This window comes from Rhodococcus sp. P-2, assembly GCF_016598535.1.
Lineage (GTDB): Bacteria > Actinomycetota > Actinomycetes > Mycobacteriales > Mycobacteriaceae > Rhodococcus_F > Rhodococcus_F baikonurensis.
Genome location: NZ_CP066779.1, coordinates 3,706,082 through 3,723,649 on the forward strand (window position 1 = coordinate 3,706,082; position 17,568 = coordinate 3,723,649).

Below are 17,568 nucleotides of genomic sequence, written 5' to 3' on the forward strand. Positions count from 1 at the left end.
GAGAGATGTTCGACGCGGACCAGGCGTCGCAGGCACTCGGTATCGAGATTTCCGAGCTGGCGCCCGGTAGCGCAACCGTGACCGTCACTGTCGGCGAGACCATGGTGAACGGTCACGGAATCACACACGGCGGTTATGTTTTCCTGCTCGCGGACACCGCGTTTGCGCTCGCCTGCAACGGCTACGAGGATTCAGCCGTTGCAGCGCGCGCGGACATCCGCTTTCTACGTCCGACCCGTCTGGGCGACACCTTGACCGCGATCGCCACCGAGAAGGCGCGAGGGGGCCGAAGCGGGATCTACGACGTGACCGTTCGCAGTGGCGGTGTCGTCGTCGCCGAGTTCCGCGGCGACAGCCGATCCATCACCCGCTGAAGTTCAGCCCACGACGGGAAGTTCGAGGGGGCCGGAACCGTCGGCAAAGATCGTCACCGGCATACCTTGCAGTCCCCCACGGAAACTGATGTCACCACCGGTGATCGCGAGACGCACGGAATGTCCTGGCTCGAATCGATGCACTATCGCCGCCATCGTCACCGGGACCGGTTGGGACGGATCACTGATACGTATGGGCGCAATCAGTCCGTTGATCAGCGAGGAAGTTCCGTCCGGGGCCACGTCGTAGAGTTTCGCGAACACCACCGGCTGTCCGGGCGCCGCAACACGCAGCGTCACAGTGGGAGCTCCCACCACGTCCATCGCCTCGGTCATCGGCGCAGTGGTCCACAGAGCCTCGGTTCCCGGAATCTGTGCATTCGGAATGTTCCCGGCCGGATTGATGTTGAGCGGCTCGACTCCCGTCGGCAGCCCACCCGGTGCGGTGACAATCGTCTTCGAGCCGGGCACAACCGGCGCGCCGTCCGGCAGCAGTCCCCCGTCAGCGGACAGCTGGAAGCCGCGGGCGGTTCCGACATCGACAGTATCGGACGTAGCGTAGGCCGGTGCCGCGTTTCCCTCGTAGTCGATCCAGTTACGGAAGTACGCGAATTCCGGTCCGGTCTCCGTGTTCTCGTCCTTGAGGTAGTGGTCGAACCAATCCATGAAACGACCGGTTTCGTACTGGGCATCCTCGTCGGGTGCGGAGAAGCTGAATTCGCCCGGCGCAGCGGCCAAGTGGCTGTGCCCCCACGAATGCCAGATCATCTTGGCGTCGACGCCACGCGCTTTCAGCGCGTCGTAGGTCGCGGTTGCCTCGTTCAGATCGAACAGAGTGTCCTGTTGCCCCTGAGCAAGCAGTACCGGAATGTTGATCCGGTCGACGAACGACGACACCGACGACGCTCGGAGTTCACTCACCACTTGCGGTCCGATGTCCCCGGTCACCACCGCCTCGGCGATCGCGTTGCACATGTACGGCACGTAATTCGGGCAGCCGGGAAGTCGAGAGGGGTCGGTGAGGTAGCCGTCCACTCCGGGGTTTGCGACGCCGGCACCGAAGAGGAGCGACGCAAAGAGCACCTTCGCCGCTCCGGGCTCGGCGGTGGACACTCCGGAGATGATTCCCGTGCTGTTCGGTGCCAAGGAATACGAAAGATCGTTCCAGGTGATCATGGGGATGATCGTGTCGATGCGGGGATCGACACTCGCGGCGGCGAATTGAATGCCGCCGCCGTAGGAGCCGCCCGTCATGCCGACCCGCGGGTCGTTCGTCGACGGTGCACCCGAGTGGTCGACGGAGTCCTGTACCACCGCGGTTAGCGCCGGATAGGGCTGCGTCAGAGCCTGATCCGTGTAGGCAATCCCCTCTTGGCCGCCGAGGAAGCTGACCAACTGGGAAGCGGCGACGCCGTCGTACGCGGGAGAGTCGAGTGTGATCTTGCAACTCGTGCCGCCGAAACCCAATCCTGAATACGTCAGTCCGACATACCCGTTCTCGGCGAAGTTCTGCAGAGCCGGAATCTGATCCTTGTACGAACCGCCGAACCCGTTCGTGGTCAGGATCGCGGGCGCGGGGTTGTGCGCATCGACGCCGTCGGGAACGAAGAGCTCACCGACCACGGTGCACGGTGTCGAAAGATCCGGCCCCACGTCGACCGAGAAATACAGCAGCTGTGAAGAATACGAGCCGTTCGGTGAATCCGCGAGCGCCGGCGGCGAAAAGCCGAGGGCACAAACCACGAGCGTGACGACACTGATCGCTGTTCTCCGGCGCACCTGAAAACCGTACACCCGGATCTGTTCTCTACCAGTTCAATCGGATGCGTGCCGCCGAAATTATTTGAGCGAAAGCCAGGCCAGGCCCGGTCGACGTCTACTTGACCGTCAAGGTGCCGCGCATGCTCGGGTGGTAGGTGCAGTGGAACGTGTACGTTCCCGGCTCGTTCGGCACCGTGATGGTTTCCGTCTCACCAGCTTCGATGTCCTCGTTGAACAGCCCTGCGGTATCGGACGTGACCGAGTGCTCGACGGTGTCGTTGTTCTGAATGGTCAGTACCTGTCCGGGCATCACCGACTCCGGCGTCGAATATTCGAAGCCGCTGATCACGATTCCCATCGACGACGCTCCCGGCGTCGACATACCCAGAGGCATGCTCGGCATCGACATACTGGTCGGCTTGCTCGGCATCGACATACTGGTCATTGCCATGCCGTCGTGATCTGCCGAATCGTTGTCCGACGAATCACTGTTGTCACTGCACGCGGTCAGTGCGAACACCGCCAGGATCAGCGCTGCGAGCACCGCGAGAATCCGCTTCATTGCTTCGCCTCCTGCTCGTTCCCCCGCAGTCTGCTGATTACCCGCCGCCTAAAGGCCCAAACAGCTCCGATGTGGTGCCTGCGGCGCAGATAGTGCACGATTTCTGCACCAGCTCCACTCGCGGACCGACACTGAAGGAAACAGCACAGATGGCCAAGATCAAAACGTCTGAGGCGGCCCAGCCGAAGGCGTCGAAGGCAGCCCAGCCGAAGGCTCCGAAGACAGCCCAGCCGAAGGTAACCGAGAAGGCTCCTGCCGTTCTCTGGAAGGACCTGCCGGACGCGCACGACTACCCGGCGGCCCGCGACTACCTGCAGTTGGGCGCGACACCGGTCCAGGTCCAAGCTCTCGTCTACGCGCTCAAGACGGCGACGCTGGTCTCGAAGAAAGCCAAGGACATTCTGCGTGCTGCCGGGCTACCCCTGCTCCCGGTCGACAACCCGCACGTTGCTGCCGATCTGAAGAAGATCCGCAAGGGGATCGCACTATCACCGATCCTGCTGGTGCAGGGAGACTTCCGCGCCGGAGTACCGGCCCAGATCGCCGACGGCTACCACCGGGTCTGTGCGAGCTACCACGTGGACGAGAACACCGGCATCCCGGCAAAGATCGCTCCCTCGACAGTGACGTCGTAGGTCGTCGATGACCTTCGGCATACTTGCCCTCGTCGCACTGGCCGGAATCCTCGGTCCGCTGCTCGGCGCTCGTGTCAGCTGGCATGTCCCTGTGGTGGTCGGCGAGCTTGCCGCGGGCGTCGTCTTCGGTGTCACCGGTTTCGGGCTACTCGACTCGTCCGACCAGACTTTCAGGTTCCTGGCCGATATCGGGTTCGCGCTCACGATGATGGTGGCCGGCTCGCACGTCCCGGTCCGCGATCCGGCAGTTCGTGCGGCAATAGGTAAGGGTGCCTCTCGCTCGGTTGTGGTCGGACTCCTGTCGGTTGTTGCCGGCTACGGTGCGGCGACTGCATTCGGTACCGGTCACGCCGCGCTGTACGCGGTCCTGATCGCGTCGTCATCCGCGGCGTTGATTCTCCCTATCGTCGATTCGCTGGCGCTCGGTGGAACCTCGGTCCTGCAGATGACTGCCCAGGTCGCGATCGCAGACACCGTCTGCATTGTCGCGCTGCCGTTGGTGATCGATCCGGACAATGCCCCTCGTGCCGGTATCGGCGCACTGGCGGTGGCGGTGTCTGCAGTTGCCCTGTTCTTCGTGCTGCGGGCCTTCCACCGTTCCGGACATTGGCGAAAGCTCCACAAATTCTCCGAGAAACGAAAGTTCGCACTCGAACTCCGGATCAATCTGGTGATCCTGTTCTCGCTGGCGGCGCTGGCCTCGAGCACTCACGTGTCGATCATGCTCGCCGGCTTCGCCTTCGGACTTGTCCTGGCCGCGATCGGTGAACCCCGTCGCCTCGCCAAACAACTCTTCGCGATCACCGACGGCTTCTTCGCGCCCCTCTTCTTCGTCTGGCTGGGAGCGGCGATCAATCTGCGCGACCTCGTGACCCATCCGTCCGCCATCTGGCTCGGATTGGTCTTGGGCGGAGCAACTCTCGTGGTTCACGCCGCGATACGCTTCCTCGGTCTCCCGCTACCCCTCGGCGTGCTGTCCGCCGCGCAACTGGGTGTACCGGTTGCCGCAGTGACGGTGGGCACTCAATTGGGGGTGATGGGCGATGGTGAGCTCGCAGCCATCCTCCTCGCCGCCATGATCACGATCGGAGCGGCAACACTGGCCGGTGCTGCCGCGTCGAAAGCCGGTCTCACGAAGCCTGTTTGACCGCCGCCCGCTCCACCGTCAGCAAGCTCTCCTCCGAATGTTCGGCGTGATACGCCGCGCCGCCGCCGCGGACACCGAATAGCCGCTTGCTCCAGATCAGCCACACGACGGCAGCGATGTTCACCAGCAGCAGCCCGGCCCTCAACCACGTGATCTTCTCGGTCAATTCGTAGATTTCGAGGGGCAGGAACAAGCTGGTCGCCACCACCGCGAAGTACTCGCCCCAGCGTTTGACCATCCACAGCCCGACGGCCTCGATCACTTGAAGGCCGGCGTAAACCAACAGACCGACCGCGATCCAGGTGAGCGTCGTCGCGGACAAGGAGAAGGCCTGCTCGATGTGATGGACCAGTTTCGAGTCGTCGATGTTCCACCCCAGCTGACGGGCCAATGGTCTGATCAACGGCAATTCGTTCTCGAAGGCGTCCTCGACGCGCCCCTTCGACGATCTGAGTTTGAACACGCCGATCGCCAGAAGAACCAACCCCAGAGCGCGGAACATTCTCTCCGTGGCAAGAAGTCGCATGACCAATCGGTCGCGAAGCAGCCGTCCCCGCGGAACCTCGGGGGCGGCGTCCGCCGGCCCGGACGCTTGCGGCGCTCCCGGGACGAAGTTGCCGCAACGTAGGCACCGCCATGCCTGGCCCACCGCAGTGTCCACCTGTAGTCGATCCCGCAGCTCAGGTTCGTCCGGAGCGTAGGTCTCGTGACCATGCCAACTGCACGAGCGCAATGCGAAGTCCACGGGTGAACTCTATGCCGCAAATGCCCGGTAGCGTGGATACCCGCTGACCGTGCACTTCGAACGACGAGGATTCCGATGACAACTACCAAGATCGAAACCCGGCATGGCGTCATGGCAGTCGACGACAGTGCCACCGACGGTTTCCCGGTTGTCTTCATCCACGGAAACTCGGCCAGCCGCTCCATCTTCCGTCATCAGGTCGACGCCGACTGGGCCGGCGACTACCGCATGATCACTCTGGACCTACTCGGTCACGGCGACTCCGAGGACGCGAGAGATCCCGAAGCCGCGTACACGCAGAACGGGTACGCCGACGCCATCGTCGATGTTCTGACCGAACTCGGCGTCGAGCGAGCGGTTGTCGTCGGATGGTCTCTCGGTGGACACATCGCACTCGAGTTGATCGCGAAGTTCCCCGGGCTCACCGGAATCGTCGTCACCGGTACACCGCCGGCAAATCCCGAGACGCTCGGCGACGCATTCAATGCCGGCGACGGTTTGTCCATCGGCGGTACCGAGGTCATCACCGCGCAGGAAGCCGAACTCTACGCACGGATGACCGCCGTTCCCTTCGAGCAGTCTGCCCTCGACGCCGCGATACGCACGGACGGGCGCGCTCGCAAGATCATGTTCGACGCATTCGGCGCGGGCCGCGAATCCGATCAGAAGGCTTTGGTTGCAACGGCGTCGGTGCCGCTCGCGGTGATCGACGGCGCCGAGGACCCGTTCGTGAACACGTCGTATGTCGCGTCGTTGACCTTCGCGAACCTGTGGGAGGGCACGTATCACCTCATCCCCGGAGTCGGACATGCAGCGTTCTGGCAAGCCCCTGAGGTGTACAACCCACTGTTGCGACGATTCCTCGGCAATTTCGCGAAGTAACCCGCTGGACGCGACGTCCAATGAGGTAGAAGTCTATCGACGGTTCGGCCATGTCCGGGTTGTTTGTCGCCGTCCTACAGTTCGGAAAACGACTGGAGGCACTGCGATGACCATTCTCGAGCACGGCACGGAAACGTGCATCGGTGGACCGACCCTTCCCCAGGTACGACGCCTCGTCACCGAAGTGCCTGGCCCCAACTCGCGCGCTTTGGCCGAGCGCCGGAGCGCCGCACTGCCGGCCGGACTGACCAGCGGATCCAGCATCTACGTTGCGGCAGCGGGCGGAGGAGTAGTCGTCGACGTCGACGGCAACTCGTTCATCGACTTCGGCAGCGGCATCGCCGTGACCACCGTCGGAAACAGCGCGCCGCGCGTGGTCGAACGGACCACCCGTCAACTCGGTCAGTTCACCCACACGTGTTTCCTCGCAAACCCCTACGAGGGATACGTCGAGGTCTGCGAAGCGCTCAACCGCCTGACCCCGGGCGACCACGACAAACGAACAGCGCTGTTCAACACCGGAAGCGAGGCGCTCGAGAACGCCGTGAAATACGCACGTGCCGCCACCGGTCGCCCGGCAGTTGTCGTCTTCGACCACGCATTCCACGGTCGCACGTTGATGACCATGACGATGACCGCCAAGAACCAGCCGTACAAGGCCACATTCGGCCCGTTCGCTCCCGAGGTCTATCGGGTTCCGATGGCCTACTCCTACCGTTGGCCGAGCGGCCCCGATAACGCGGCCGACGAGGCATTCGCACAGTTCCGTCTTGCGATCGACACTCAGATCGGTGCCGAATCGGTAGCCGCCGTGGTCGTGGAACCGATTCAGGGCGAGGGAGGTTTCATCGTTCCGGCTCCGGGATTCTTGAAGCGCGTCGCCGAATTTTGCCGTGAGCGCGGCATTCTCGTCGTCGCGGACGAGGTCCAGACCGGTATCGCTCGAACCGGCGCCTGGTTCGCCAGCGAGAGTGAGAACTTCGTCCCCGACATCATCACAACTGCAAAAGGTCTCGCCGGTGGAATGCCACTCGCCGCCGTGACCGGCCGTGCCGACGTCATGGACACCGCGCATCCCGGTGGTATCGGCGGTACGTACAGCGGCAATCCCGTTGCCTGCGAGGCCGCCTTGGCAGTTTTCGAGACGATCGAGGCGGAAGGCCTCCTCGATCGCGCCAAGGACATCGGTGAGATCCTGACCGCAGGACTGTCCGAAATCGCTTCGAACACAACCATCATCGGCGATATCCGTGGACGCGGCGCCATGATTGCGATCGAACTCGTCCACCACGATGACAAGGCTCCGAATCGCGAGGCCGTCGCCCAGATCGTCAGCTACGCCCACGCGCACGGTCTCCTTCTCCTCACCGCCGGCACCTACGGAAACGTCGTCCGATTCCTCCCGCCGCTGAGCATCTCCGACGAATTGCTGGCCGAAGGCCTCGATATCCTTCGCGACGCTGTGGACGCAGTCCGATGAGCGTCGCAGTGCGCAGCTTGATCGGCGGAGCTTGGGTCACGGGATGCGAAGGCACACTGACAGACACCAACCCGGCGCGTCCCGACGAAGTTGTCGCCACCGGAGGCCGTGCCGGTGCCTCCGAAATGGCGACCGGCGTTCGCGTCGCCCGCATTGCCACGAGCGGCTGGGCGCGCCTGCCGATGTCCGCACGCGGCGCATTCCTCACTCGCGCAGCGGAAATAATCGAATCCAACGCCGAGGGCTGGGGTGAAGAACTTACCCGTGAAGAAGGGAAAACGCTGGCCGAGGGTATCGGAGAAGTACGCCGGGCTGCGCAGATTCTGCGTTACTACGGCAATGCCGCCGACCGCGAGTCCGGAACGGTGTATTCCTCCCCTCGCAGCGGCGAGCAGATTCTCGTCACTCGCAAGCCTCTCGGAGTGGTAGGCGTCGTCACGCCGTTCAACTTCCCGATCGCGATCCCGGCATGGAAGATTGCGCCTGCCTTGGTATACGGAAACACCGTCGTCTGGAAACCGGCTGCCGCGGTGCCTCTTCTGGCCTTCCGTCTCGCACAGGCATTGACGGAAGCAGGCCTACCCGACGGCGTCCTGAACATGATCCTCGCCGACAGCGCGGCCGGTGAAGCACTGGTGGATCACCCGGACCTCGACGCCGTCACCTTCACCGGTTCCACCGGCGTCGGCCGAAAGATCGCGGGATCTGCTGCGGCGCGCGGAGTTCCGGTCCAGGCGGAGATGGGCGGAAAGAACGCAGCAATCGTCCTTGCCGACGCAGATCTCGAGCTTGCAGTCGAGCAGGTCATGCTGGGCGCATTCCGGTCGACCGGCCAGAAATGCACGGCCACTTCCCGTCTGGTGCTCCACGAATCCATCGCCGAGGAGTTTCTGGCGAGGCTGACAGTCGAGGTCAAGGAACTGAGAGTCGGAGATCCACTCGATCCCGGCGTCACCACAGGTCCCGTGGTCAGCGCATCCGCACAGAAGTCGATCGTCAACGGGATCGATCGAGCCGTCGGCGGCGGCGCCAGAGTTGTAGCGACCGCCGAAGCGCCGGAGTCAGGCCACTACGTCCAGCCGACGGTGCTGGAACTACCGGCGAGCACCGAACTGTGGTTCGAGGAGCTTTTCGGCCCGGTGCTGGCGGTGCAGCGGGCAGCAACAACTGCAGACGCCTTCCGCTTGGCAAACGAGGGCGAATTCGGTTTGTCCGCAGCGTTGTTCACTCAGGACCTGACCAACGCCCTTGCCGGTATCGACGACCTGGACGTGGGGATCCTGCACGTCAATTCGGAATCGGCAGGCGCTGATCCTCACGTACCTTTCGGCGGCGCGAAGAAGAGTGGATACGGGCCCAAGGAACAAGGCGACGCAGCACGAGAGTTCTTCACTCACACCACCACCGTCTATCTCAGGGGCGGCCGAGCGTGATCTGAATTCGATTCCGCCTGCAGCAGTTCACGAGCTTTGAGCGCGATCCACAACTCGGATCGAGTGTGGGCGGAATCGAGATCTCGGCCGATCAACTCGGCAGCCTTGTCCATGCGATTGCGCAGCGTGTGCCGGTGAACACCCAACTGCGCTGCAGCGGACTCCCATTGACCATTGTGGTGCAGGAACGCTTCGATCGAGTCCACCAGATGGGAACCGTTCTCGGCGTCGTAGTCTTCCAACACACCGAGACCGCCGGCCGCGATCGACTGCAGAACATCGTTCGACTGCACGCTCAACAGGAGGCTGAAAGTCCCGAGTTCCGAGAACGAAACGAGCCTGTGACCGTCGACCTGTCCCACTTTGGCAGCAGAGACGGCCTCGCGCAGACTGGCCGCCACACCGCTCATCGGCCGGACGCTTCCGATTCCGCCGTTGATGCTCCGGCGTGAATTCTCCCGAACTCTCGCATACACACTGCGCGTGACCTTCTCCGCAACTTCACTTTTCACGACGAACCACACGCCGGTGCCGTCATTCAGCGGAGCCAAGAGGTACGGCACCGCCTCTTCTTCGAGGGCCGCTGACGTGATGTCGGTTGCCGCCAGTAATGGTCCGACATCGGTCAAGGCAGTTGCAACCACCGGTGATTCGGATTCGAATCCGAAGTACCGCAACAGACTTTCGTCGACGTCGCCGCCGGCCTGGCGCACCATCGTCGCGACCGCCAACCTCAGCCGCCGTTCGGCATCGACAACCCGTGACGGCTTGGCAAGCTCGATGGTCAACAGCGATACCGTGTGCCCGACCAACAGTCGTTCGGACTGATCCAAGGCGGCGTCGGACGCCACGGCGAGAGTGCCACTCACGGCAAGCCGGTGAATGGCCAGGTGGCCGTCGTCGTCCACCACGACCCGGCTGCGCTCCTTGCCTGATCGCTCCCTGATGCGTTCGGGCAGAGACGAACTCGCACCTTCCGTCAGAGCCAGCACCGCTCCGTCCCGATCGAGAACACACACTGCTGCATGTACGGCACGCCCTAGAGCAGTGATCAAGGCCGGCACCCCGTCGAGCAAGGCACGCGCCAACTTCTCCTGCGCGTCGACCACCGCCTGCACCGTTCGTATCTGGTCGGCGGTCAGCTCGTCGATCACGGCCCGCGAGATGGCGATGAACGGCGTCTCCTTGGCGACGGAAAGCACGGCAAAGCCCAGTTCGTCGCCGGCCCTGATGATCGCGTCCGGAACCTTCTCGTGCACGGTGCCGGTGTCGAATGCCAGTGCCACCGCACCGGTCCGCGCAATGCGCTCGACGTACTCGAACTGCTTTGTCGCCGAACGCGAAAGGTGCAGCCCCGTCGTCATGACAAGCTCGCCACCGGCGAGCCACCGACTCGGATCCTGTAATTCGATTGCGTGCGCCCAGCTGATCGGCAGGTCCACGTTGTCGTGACCTGCAACGATCGCGAGGCCGAGCGAGGTGGTGGCCGCCAGCCGCCGAACAGTCATCGGCATAACCGGAACCTCCGAAGGCAGTGGACAGAACTGACAGTTTCCGGTTGCGTTTTGTACATCAGGTCCATGTTCTGGATCACACGATGAGCTTAGCGTCTCTCCGAAAGAACTGATCGCGTCATGCAATAGGAGCTGAGCCCAGATGCCCGACAGCAGCACCGAAACAGCCGAAGCCGCCAGCGTCCACTCGACGCTCAAGACCGGCCTGAAGAAGCGCCACTTGACCATGCTTTCCATGGGCGGTGTCATCGGCGCCGGTTTCTTCGTCGGTCTGAGCGGAATCATCAACCAGGCCGGCCCCGGCGCCGTCATCACGTGTGCGATCTGCGGCATCATCGTGTTCCTGGTGATGCGCATGCTCGGTGAAATGGCGGTGGCCAAGCCGTGTACGGGATCGTTCACCGAGTACGCGCGAATGGCGTTGGGCGACTGGGCGGGCTTCACCACTGGCTGGCTCTACTGGTACTTCTGGGTGATCGTCGTCGGCATCGAATCCGTCGTCGGAGCTACCCTGCTCTCCCGGTGGATCCATGGCGTCCCGCTCTGGCTCATGTCAGCGGTACTCCTGTTGGTGATGACCGGAGTCAACCTTCTCTCCGTCAGCAACTTCGGCGAGGCCGAATACTGGTTTGCGGGTATCAAGGTCGCCGTCATCATCGGCTTCATCGTGCTCGGCAGTCTGTTCGTGTTCGGCATCTGGCCTGGCAGTGAAGTCGATTTCAGCAACCTGACCGGCCACGGAGGATTTCTGCCGAACGGCTTCACCCCCGTACTGGTGGGCGTCGTCGCCGTGATCTTCTCCATGACCGGAGCCGAGCTAGTCACGATCGCCGCAGCGGAATCCGCCGAACCGGCCGGAGCGATCAGACGAGCCACGAACACCGTCGTCTTCCGTATTCTCGCCTTCTTCGTTGTCGCCACCTTCCTCCTCGTGACGATGCTGCCGTGGGATTCGTTCGTCGTCGGCGATTCTCCGTTCATCTCCGCCCTCGACCTGCTCGGAATTCCCGGCGCTGCTGACATTCTGAACCTCGTAGTTCTGGTCGCAGTGCTGTCCTGCCTCAACTCCGGCCTGTACACGGCGTCGCGGATGCTCTTCGCGCTCTCGGTCTACAACGACGCGCCGGCCTGGATGACGCGGACCAACAGCCGCGGCGTGCCGGTGAAGGGTGTACTCGCGTGCACCGTGGCCGGCTACTTCTGTATCGCGGCCGGCTACATCTGGCCGGACACGATCTTCTTGTTCCTCGTGAATTCTTCCGGCGCAATCTGTTTGTTCGTTTACATCCTGATCTGTGTATCCGAACTACGCCTCCGTCGCCGATGGGAACGCGAAAGCCCCGAGATTCTGAAATTCCGTGTCTGGCTGTATCCCGGCCTACCGATAGTGGTCACCGGCCTGATTCTCGTGATCCTGGTGGGAATGGGTCTCAACGAACCCACGCGCGCGGAATTCGTCCAAAGCCTGGTCGCCCTCGGCGTCATCCTCGTCGCTTACGGCGTGAGAAAGTCTCGTACGCGAAAAACCGGATCGTTCGCCACTGCCTCGGAGAACGCGCACAGCGCTGCGGACACCGTCTGAAACAAGCATCGAGTGAACTCTCTGCTCGATCGGTTGCACTTTCTCCCCGAAAAAATTCAATACGGTGAAACCGATCGAGCAAAGATTTTCTCTTTGTTCGATTTCAAGGCAAAATGGACAGCATGCCGAGCCCTGTCATCGCCTCCGAAGGGCACAGTTCTTGGCAAACACTTCACGAATGGTTCAACGAACCGCACGACTACGAGTGGATAAAGCACCAGAGATCCGGACGAGCAATCATTCCGATCTTCCGAACCTTGCTCGGATTGATGACAGTCATCTTCGGGCTGTCCGCGTTCTACAAATTGATCGGGCCGGATACACCGCCGACGACACCCGGCAAAGCACTTTCGGTTTTCATGATCTGCATGTGTGTGGCAATCGCCGCATGTTGGTTCACACAACCGTTTCCCGGACGCCGGGGCCTGCTCGCATTCGGAATATTCGCAGATCTCGGGATCGCGGCCGCAGTCCTCCTGGTGCCGGATCGCTCGTCCGGGACGTTTGGTTGCATCGTTTTCGCGGTCACCGGAACCTTTGCGACGCTGTTTGTCAGCGCGCGATGGCTTGTCGCTCATGTCGTCTGGTCGACGACTGTCACGACAGTTGTATTTGTTCTTGCCTACTTTCAAGGCGAAGTCGATATCACGACGCTTCTCGCCCGGGGCACAGTTCTTTTCGGAGCTGTCACCCTTGTTCCCATTTTTGCGCACCTGACTTGGCGCACTCTGTACCGCGATGCCCAGTATTCGGATCGTGATCCACTTACCGGGCTGTTCAACCGTCGCGGACTCGAAGGCGCGGTCGGCGATCTCTTCGAGAGCGCCCGAGACGATTCTTCTTCTCTCGCTTTCATCGTCGTCGATATCGACAAATTCAAGACGGTGAATGATCTTCACGGCCACGCCGAAGGCGATCATGTCATCAGAAGAACAGCGAACCGATTGAGCACACATCTCGGCGAACGCGGAGTCATCGCTCGCACGGGCGGAGAAGAATATCTGGCCGTCATTGCCGGCGATCCCGAATCGACGACCCTGCTGATCGAAGGGATAAACGCGGCACTGTCGGATTGTTCCGATGCCATCCCAACAACGGTGAGCGTCGGAGCGGTGATGATGACCGCCGAATCGAAGGCGTGGAGCGGCGGTACTTCCGCGATCCTGGCAGCGACGAACGTCGCGGATTCGATGATGTATCAAGCGAAAGCGGCAGGCGGTAATACGATCCGCTCGGCTCAGATCTGATTCACAGCCAGGTCAGTGGGTGGACGCTACGCCCGGTTTCCGTGTCCGTCGCGGCAAGATACACATCGACGCGCTCAGCGGTCAGAGCCTTGCTGATGTGGTAACCCTGGACAAGGTCACACCCGACCCACTGAACGCGGCGGAACTGCTCGATGGTCTCGACGCCCTCGGCCAACGACTTCATACCCAGGGCCGCAGCCAATTCGACAATGGACTTCACGACGGACATCTTCGGATCATCCGAGTCGGTGACCAGCATGCGATCGATCTTGAGGACGTCGATCGGAAGTCTCTGGAGCGTTGCGAAAGACGAATAGCCGGTGCCGAAATCGTCGAGTGCGACGGTGACACCGAGTTCACGCAACTTGTAGAGATCGCGGATCGCGCGATCGTCCACAACCCCCGTCTCGGTGATTTCGAGTTGCAGCAGATGCGGAGGCAGGCCCGATTCAGTCAGAGCCTTCGTCACCATCGCACCGAACTCGCGCGACACCAACTGCACGGGCGAAACGTTGACCGAGACACCGATTCCGCTCGGCCATCTCGCGGCGGCAGCGGTCGCCATCGCCATTGCCTGCGCACCGAGGGGGATGATCATTCCGGTTTCCTCTGCCACCGAGATGAACTGACTCGGCCCGATGAGACCGCGACTCGGATGGTTCCACCGAAGAAGCGCTTCGAAGGCAACCACTTCACCGGTCTGAGTGTCGACCTGGGGTTGATAGTGGAGGTCGAACTGCCCTTCCTCGATGCCTCTGTCGAGTTCGTGCAGCGCCGTCGCACGCGCCGATGCCCGCGCTCGCAGCAGCGGCGAGAACTTGCCGACGCGATTGCGCCCCGTCGACTTCGCTTCGTAGAGAGCCAGATCCGCCAGCATCACCAATCCGTCGGCGTCGGTGGAATCCTCCGGCGCACTGGAGTAACCGATCGTGGCCCGCACTTCGATCCGATTACCTTCGATGAAGAACGGCTCATGCAGCACTTCAAGGTACCGATCGAAAATAGCGCCGGGATCGTCGCGCGACGACGTGCAGACGATCAGCCCGAATTCGTCGCCGCCCATCCGCGAGCACATGTCTGAACCCACGACCTCGCGCAGGCGTTTCGTGACTTCGAGAAGTAGTTGGTCCCCGATCGGATGTCCAAGGGTGTCGTTCACCGATTTGAAGTTGTCGAGGTCGAGAATCCCGACGAGGACCTGCTTCTCCGGCGCCCGAGAATTGATCGCTTCCTCGAGCGCCACACCGAACGCTCGACGGTTCGGTAATCCGGTCAACGAGTCGGTCGCGGCAAGCCGAAGGATCTCCTGTTCGTGGACATACCTCTCCGTGATGTCGGAACCGACACCGCGCCAACCCAGAATCACGCCGGATTCGAGGACCCGGGGATTACCGGAAAGGGACCACCAGCGCCGCTTACCGTCGACGTGCACCGGAACGACGGTGTCCCGGAAAGGGGCACTCGATTCGAGTTTGTCGATCATCTGGGCCGCGGCAGTACGACCCTCCGGACTCGATGCGATCTGGAGTCTGGTGAGGAGTTGCCCGAAGGTGAGTTGTTGCAACTCGTCCACCGTCATACCGGCGACCTCGGCGAGACGTGCCGAGGTGTGTGAGAACCGGCCGTTGGTGTCGCACTCCCACAGCCAGTCGCGGGAACCGCCCTCGAAACCGTCGAGCAACAATGCCACAGTCTGACGCTCGGATTCCGCTTGAAACTCTGCGAGACAACGTCTCTGGAACGAAGCCGACAGATAGACCGCCCCTACAGTGAGCGCAAACATGTAGATGCACAGCTGAATTGCGAGTATTCGAAAGTGCGGTTCGGAGTGGACCACGAGAACCGTGAACACGCCGAGTCCGTGAATGTAGATCCAGGTCAAGCTCACCGATCTCAGGCTCGAGAACGTCACTGTTCCGGCCCCCATGATCCCGGCCATCGTCGCGATCAGAACCAAGTCGCGGAAGACGTCCATGTCGTGAAAGAGCAGAGCGAACAATGTGACGTCGAGGCTCGCGACCACGATCACTTCGAGAAGCAGACCCACGTAGTCGTAGCGCGGTGTGTGCTTCGACGGTCGCCAGCGCAGCGGTATCCACACTCGAATCGAATTCGCGAGGACAAGAAAGATCAGGGCACCACCCAGCCACCTGAGGGTTTGACGTCCCGGTGGGACGGTGTAAGCCAAAATCACGACCAAACTCGCCATGTATGCGAGGTTGGCGAATGGTGCAACGGCCGCAGCTTCGTCGATCTGACGACGAAACAGGCTGTTACAGTCGGCCTCCGAAGCAGGATCCTGGCGACTCAATCGACTCAGACGACTCAAACGGTTCATCGGCGAGGCATCCCGGCATCTGCGCAGGCTCCATCAGCGGGCGTCGAATCCGCTCGCCTGGCCATCCGAACCTCCCCTGGCTCCCCACCGAACCCTTATCCGGTGAAACGTCAGTGTTTCAGACTCGCTGCTTGTTTCCTTCACAACGGTAGCCATCTGACGAATCGATTGTGCGCAGATCACTATATCCAGAGGTCGATCTCTCGATCCTCCAGGTCGATCTGCGATTGCTGATTCTTAGCTCGTCGCACGTTTGTCGCCGATGGCTACCCGGGGGATGCGAGCGGTCGGGAACAACGCGGCGATTGCGAGCAGCGCTGCCACTGCAAAGGCGACACGGAGAGCGTCCAGCCTGGCATCTTCGTTCACATTCACGATCGCATCCGCCGTGGATTCGTCGACGCCGGCATCACTGAGAGCAGATCGAAGTTGCGTCGTCGACAGGAACGGCACACCCGAAGCCATGTCGGTGCTCGCTTGCTGCTGCACCGATACCGGAACTGCCGGATTGTTCTCGATTCCGACAATCGCAGACGTCGTGAGGGTGGCGATGAGAACCGATCCGATGAGCGCGGTCCCCAAGGATGCGCCCAGGTTAGTTGCGGTGTTCTGCAACCCGCCGACCTCGGTGCTGCGATCGTCCGGAACCGCCGACACCGTGACCGCGCCGAGCTGTGAGGACAGACATCCCAAGCCGAATCCCATGAACAGCATGGGAATCATCACGACCGCCGCGTTCGCGCCGGGATCCATGCCCGCCACGAGCATCAAGATGCCGAAGATCATGACCAACAAACCGACTCGAACAACCCGCCGCGGGTTCGCTGTAGGCAGCAGCTTCGGAATACCGATCGCAGCCAACACGAGCGCCGCCGACAGCGGCAGGATGCGCACTCCTGTCTCGAGGGCGCTGAGCTCGAGAACGACGGACAAGAACAACGGGACCGCGAAGAACACGCCCGCCTGCACCAGAAACTGCGCGAAGAACATGGAAAGTCCGCCACTGAGCTCGCGGTTCCGCAGCATGGCCGGATCGAGCAACGGCTCCTTCCCCGCAGCGGCCAGGCGCCCCTCCCAGCGCAGGAACCCGTAGACGACCAGGAGACCGACGATCAGAAGCCACACCACCGGGGACAATCCGACCAACTGCGGTCCATCGGGTTTGGCCTGCACCCATCCCCACTCGCTCGAACGCAATACACCGAAAACGATCATGCCCAGTCCCACCACGGACAGGATCGATCCGACGTAATCGAGACGCGACTTCGACGGTGGGACGTCGACCACCTTGCTGAGCACCAGCAGGATGAGGACAACGATCACGACTTCGCCGACGAACACGTAACGCCAGGATGCGAATGTCGTCGCGGCGCCGCCGATCAGCGGTCCGACTGCCACAGCCATCGCGCCGGCTGCAGCAACGAGACCGTACGCGGCCGGCCGCTTCTGCGCCGGAAAGTTGGTGGCGACGAGCGCGACGATCGCCGGCATGATGAGCGCCGCGCCGACGCCTTCGAGGAACGACCATCCGATCAGCAGTACCGCGAGATTGGGGGCGAGCGCCGTTGTCAGAGAACCTGCGCCGTAGATGACCAAACCCAGTGCGAAGGCTCGGCGACGGCCCATCATCGAACCGACCTTGCTTCCCGTGATCATCAGCGTCGCCATGACGAGGGTGTACAGCGTGATCGCGGTTTGAATGCCGGTGATGCTCGTGCCGACGTCCTCGGCGACGGTTGCCATCGAAACGTTCATGACCGAGCTGTCCAGGGTCATCAGGAATTGGCTGGATGCCAACACCGTGAGAACCAGTCCCGAACCCGCCTGCGTAGTCGAACCAGCAACTTGTCCGTCACCCATCGTGCGGG

The 17,568-nt window shown here is 62.0% G+C and carries 14 protein-coding genes; 8 read left to right on the forward strand and 6 right to left on the reverse strand.

Features of this window, described 5'->3' with window-relative positions:
* Positions 1 to 5: 5 nt before the first annotated feature.
* Complete coding sequence (gene paaI, locus I7X09_RS17650; protein ID WP_200317897.1) at positions 6 to 374, forward strand: hydroxyphenylacetyl-CoA thioesterase PaaI; 369 nt, start codon at positions 6 to 8, stop codon at positions 372 to 374.
* A 3-nt stretch (positions 375 to 377) separates the two neighbouring features.
* Here paaI and I7X09_RS17655 read toward each other — a convergent pair whose 3' ends face one another.
* Complete coding sequence (locus I7X09_RS17655) at positions 378 to 2,168, reverse strand: CocE/NonD family hydrolase (protein ID WP_200313148.1); 1,791 nt, start codon at positions 2,166 to 2,168, stop codon at positions 378 to 380.
* 82 nt (positions 2,169 to 2,250) lie between these two features.
* Positions 2,251 to 2,697 (reverse strand): cupredoxin domain-containing protein, encoded by a 447-nt coding sequence (locus I7X09_RS17660; RefSeq protein WP_124568070.1) that lies wholly within the window; start codon positions 2,695 to 2,697, stop codon positions 2,251 to 2,253.
* 272 nt (positions 2,698 to 2,969) lie between these two features.
* Between I7X09_RS17660 and I7X09_RS17665 the strand changes: the two genes are divergently transcribed.
* The gene (locus tag I7X09_RS17665) at positions 2,970 to 3,332 is read left to right on the forward strand and encodes a hypothetical protein (protein WP_200317899.1); all 363 of its coding nucleotides are present in this window, start codon (positions 2,970 to 2,972) and stop codon (positions 3,330 to 3,332) included.
* 7 nt (positions 3,333 to 3,339) lie between these two features.
* Positions 3,340 to 4,479, forward strand: coding sequence for a cation:proton antiporter (locus I7X09_RS17670; RefSeq protein ID WP_200313149.1), 1,140 nt, complete (start codon positions 3,340 to 3,342; stop codon positions 4,477 to 4,479).
* Here the strand turns inward: I7X09_RS17670 and I7X09_RS17675 are convergent.
* The gene (locus I7X09_RS17675; RefSeq protein WP_200313150.1) at positions 4,463 to 5,224 is read right to left on the reverse strand and encodes a DUF2127 domain-containing protein; all 762 of its coding nucleotides are present in this window, start codon (positions 5,222 to 5,224) and stop codon (positions 4,463 to 4,465) included. The two genes, I7X09_RS17670 and I7X09_RS17675, sit on opposite strands and share 17 nt — an antisense overlap.
* A 75-nt stretch (positions 5,225 to 5,299) precedes the next feature.
* On the opposite strand from I7X09_RS17675, the gene I7X09_RS17680 reads away from it, so the two are divergent.
* The 3 genes from I7X09_RS17680 (at position 5,300) to I7X09_RS17690 (ending at position 9,019) form a co-directional block, all read left to right on the forward strand.
* Entirely contained in the window at positions 5,300 to 6,106 is an 807-nt protein-coding gene (locus tag I7X09_RS17680) for an alpha/beta fold hydrolase (protein ID WP_200313151.1), read from the forward strand.
* 106 nt (positions 6,107 to 6,212) lie between these two features.
* Positions 6,213 to 7,586, forward strand: a complete 1,374-nt coding sequence (gene gabT, locus I7X09_RS17685; RefSeq protein ID WP_124568067.1) for a 4-aminobutyrate--2-oxoglutarate transaminase — start codon at positions 6,213 to 6,215, stop codon at positions 7,584 to 7,586.
* Positions 7,583 to 9,019, forward strand: a complete 1,437-nt coding sequence (locus I7X09_RS17690) for an aldehyde dehydrogenase family protein (RefSeq protein WP_200313152.1) — start codon at positions 7,583 to 7,585, stop codon at positions 9,017 to 9,019. The genes gabT and I7X09_RS17690 overlap by 4 nt, the downstream gene beginning before the upstream one ends.
* Here the strand turns inward: I7X09_RS17690 and I7X09_RS17695 are convergent.
* Positions 8,995 to 10,527 (reverse strand): PucR family transcriptional regulator, encoded by a 1,533-nt coding sequence (locus I7X09_RS17695; RefSeq protein WP_234036615.1) that lies wholly within the window; start codon positions 10,525 to 10,527, stop codon positions 8,995 to 8,997. The two genes, I7X09_RS17690 and I7X09_RS17695, sit on opposite strands and share 25 nt — an antisense overlap.
* 148 nt (positions 10,528 to 10,675) lie before the next feature.
* On the opposite strand from I7X09_RS17695, the gene I7X09_RS17700 reads away from it, so the two are divergent.
* A complete protein-coding gene (locus tag I7X09_RS17700; RefSeq protein WP_124568064.1) occupies positions 10,676 to 12,115 on the forward strand; it encodes an amino acid permease in 1,440 nt (479 codons plus the stop codon).
* 122 nt (positions 12,116 to 12,237) lie between these two features.
* Positions 12,238 to 13,362, forward strand: coding sequence for a GGDEF domain-containing protein (locus I7X09_RS17705; RefSeq protein ID WP_234036616.1), 1,125 nt, complete (start codon positions 12,238 to 12,240; stop codon positions 13,360 to 13,362).
* Position 13,363: 1 nt separating this feature from the next.
* On the opposite strand, the gene I7X09_RS17710 is transcribed toward I7X09_RS17705, so the two are convergent.
* Both I7X09_RS17710 and I7X09_RS17715 read right to left on the reverse strand, forming a co-directional pair.
* Entirely contained in the window at positions 13,364 to 15,700 is a 2,337-nt protein-coding gene (locus I7X09_RS17710) for a putative bifunctional diguanylate cyclase/phosphodiesterase (protein WP_234036617.1), read from the reverse strand.
* Positions 15,701 to 15,937: 237 nt separating this feature from the next.
* The gene (locus I7X09_RS17715) at positions 15,938 to 17,560 is read right to left on the reverse strand and encodes an MFS transporter (RefSeq protein WP_200313155.1); all 1,623 of its coding nucleotides are present in this window, start codon (positions 17,558 to 17,560) and stop codon (positions 15,938 to 15,940) included.
* Positions 17,561 to 17,568 lie beyond the last annotated feature (8 nt).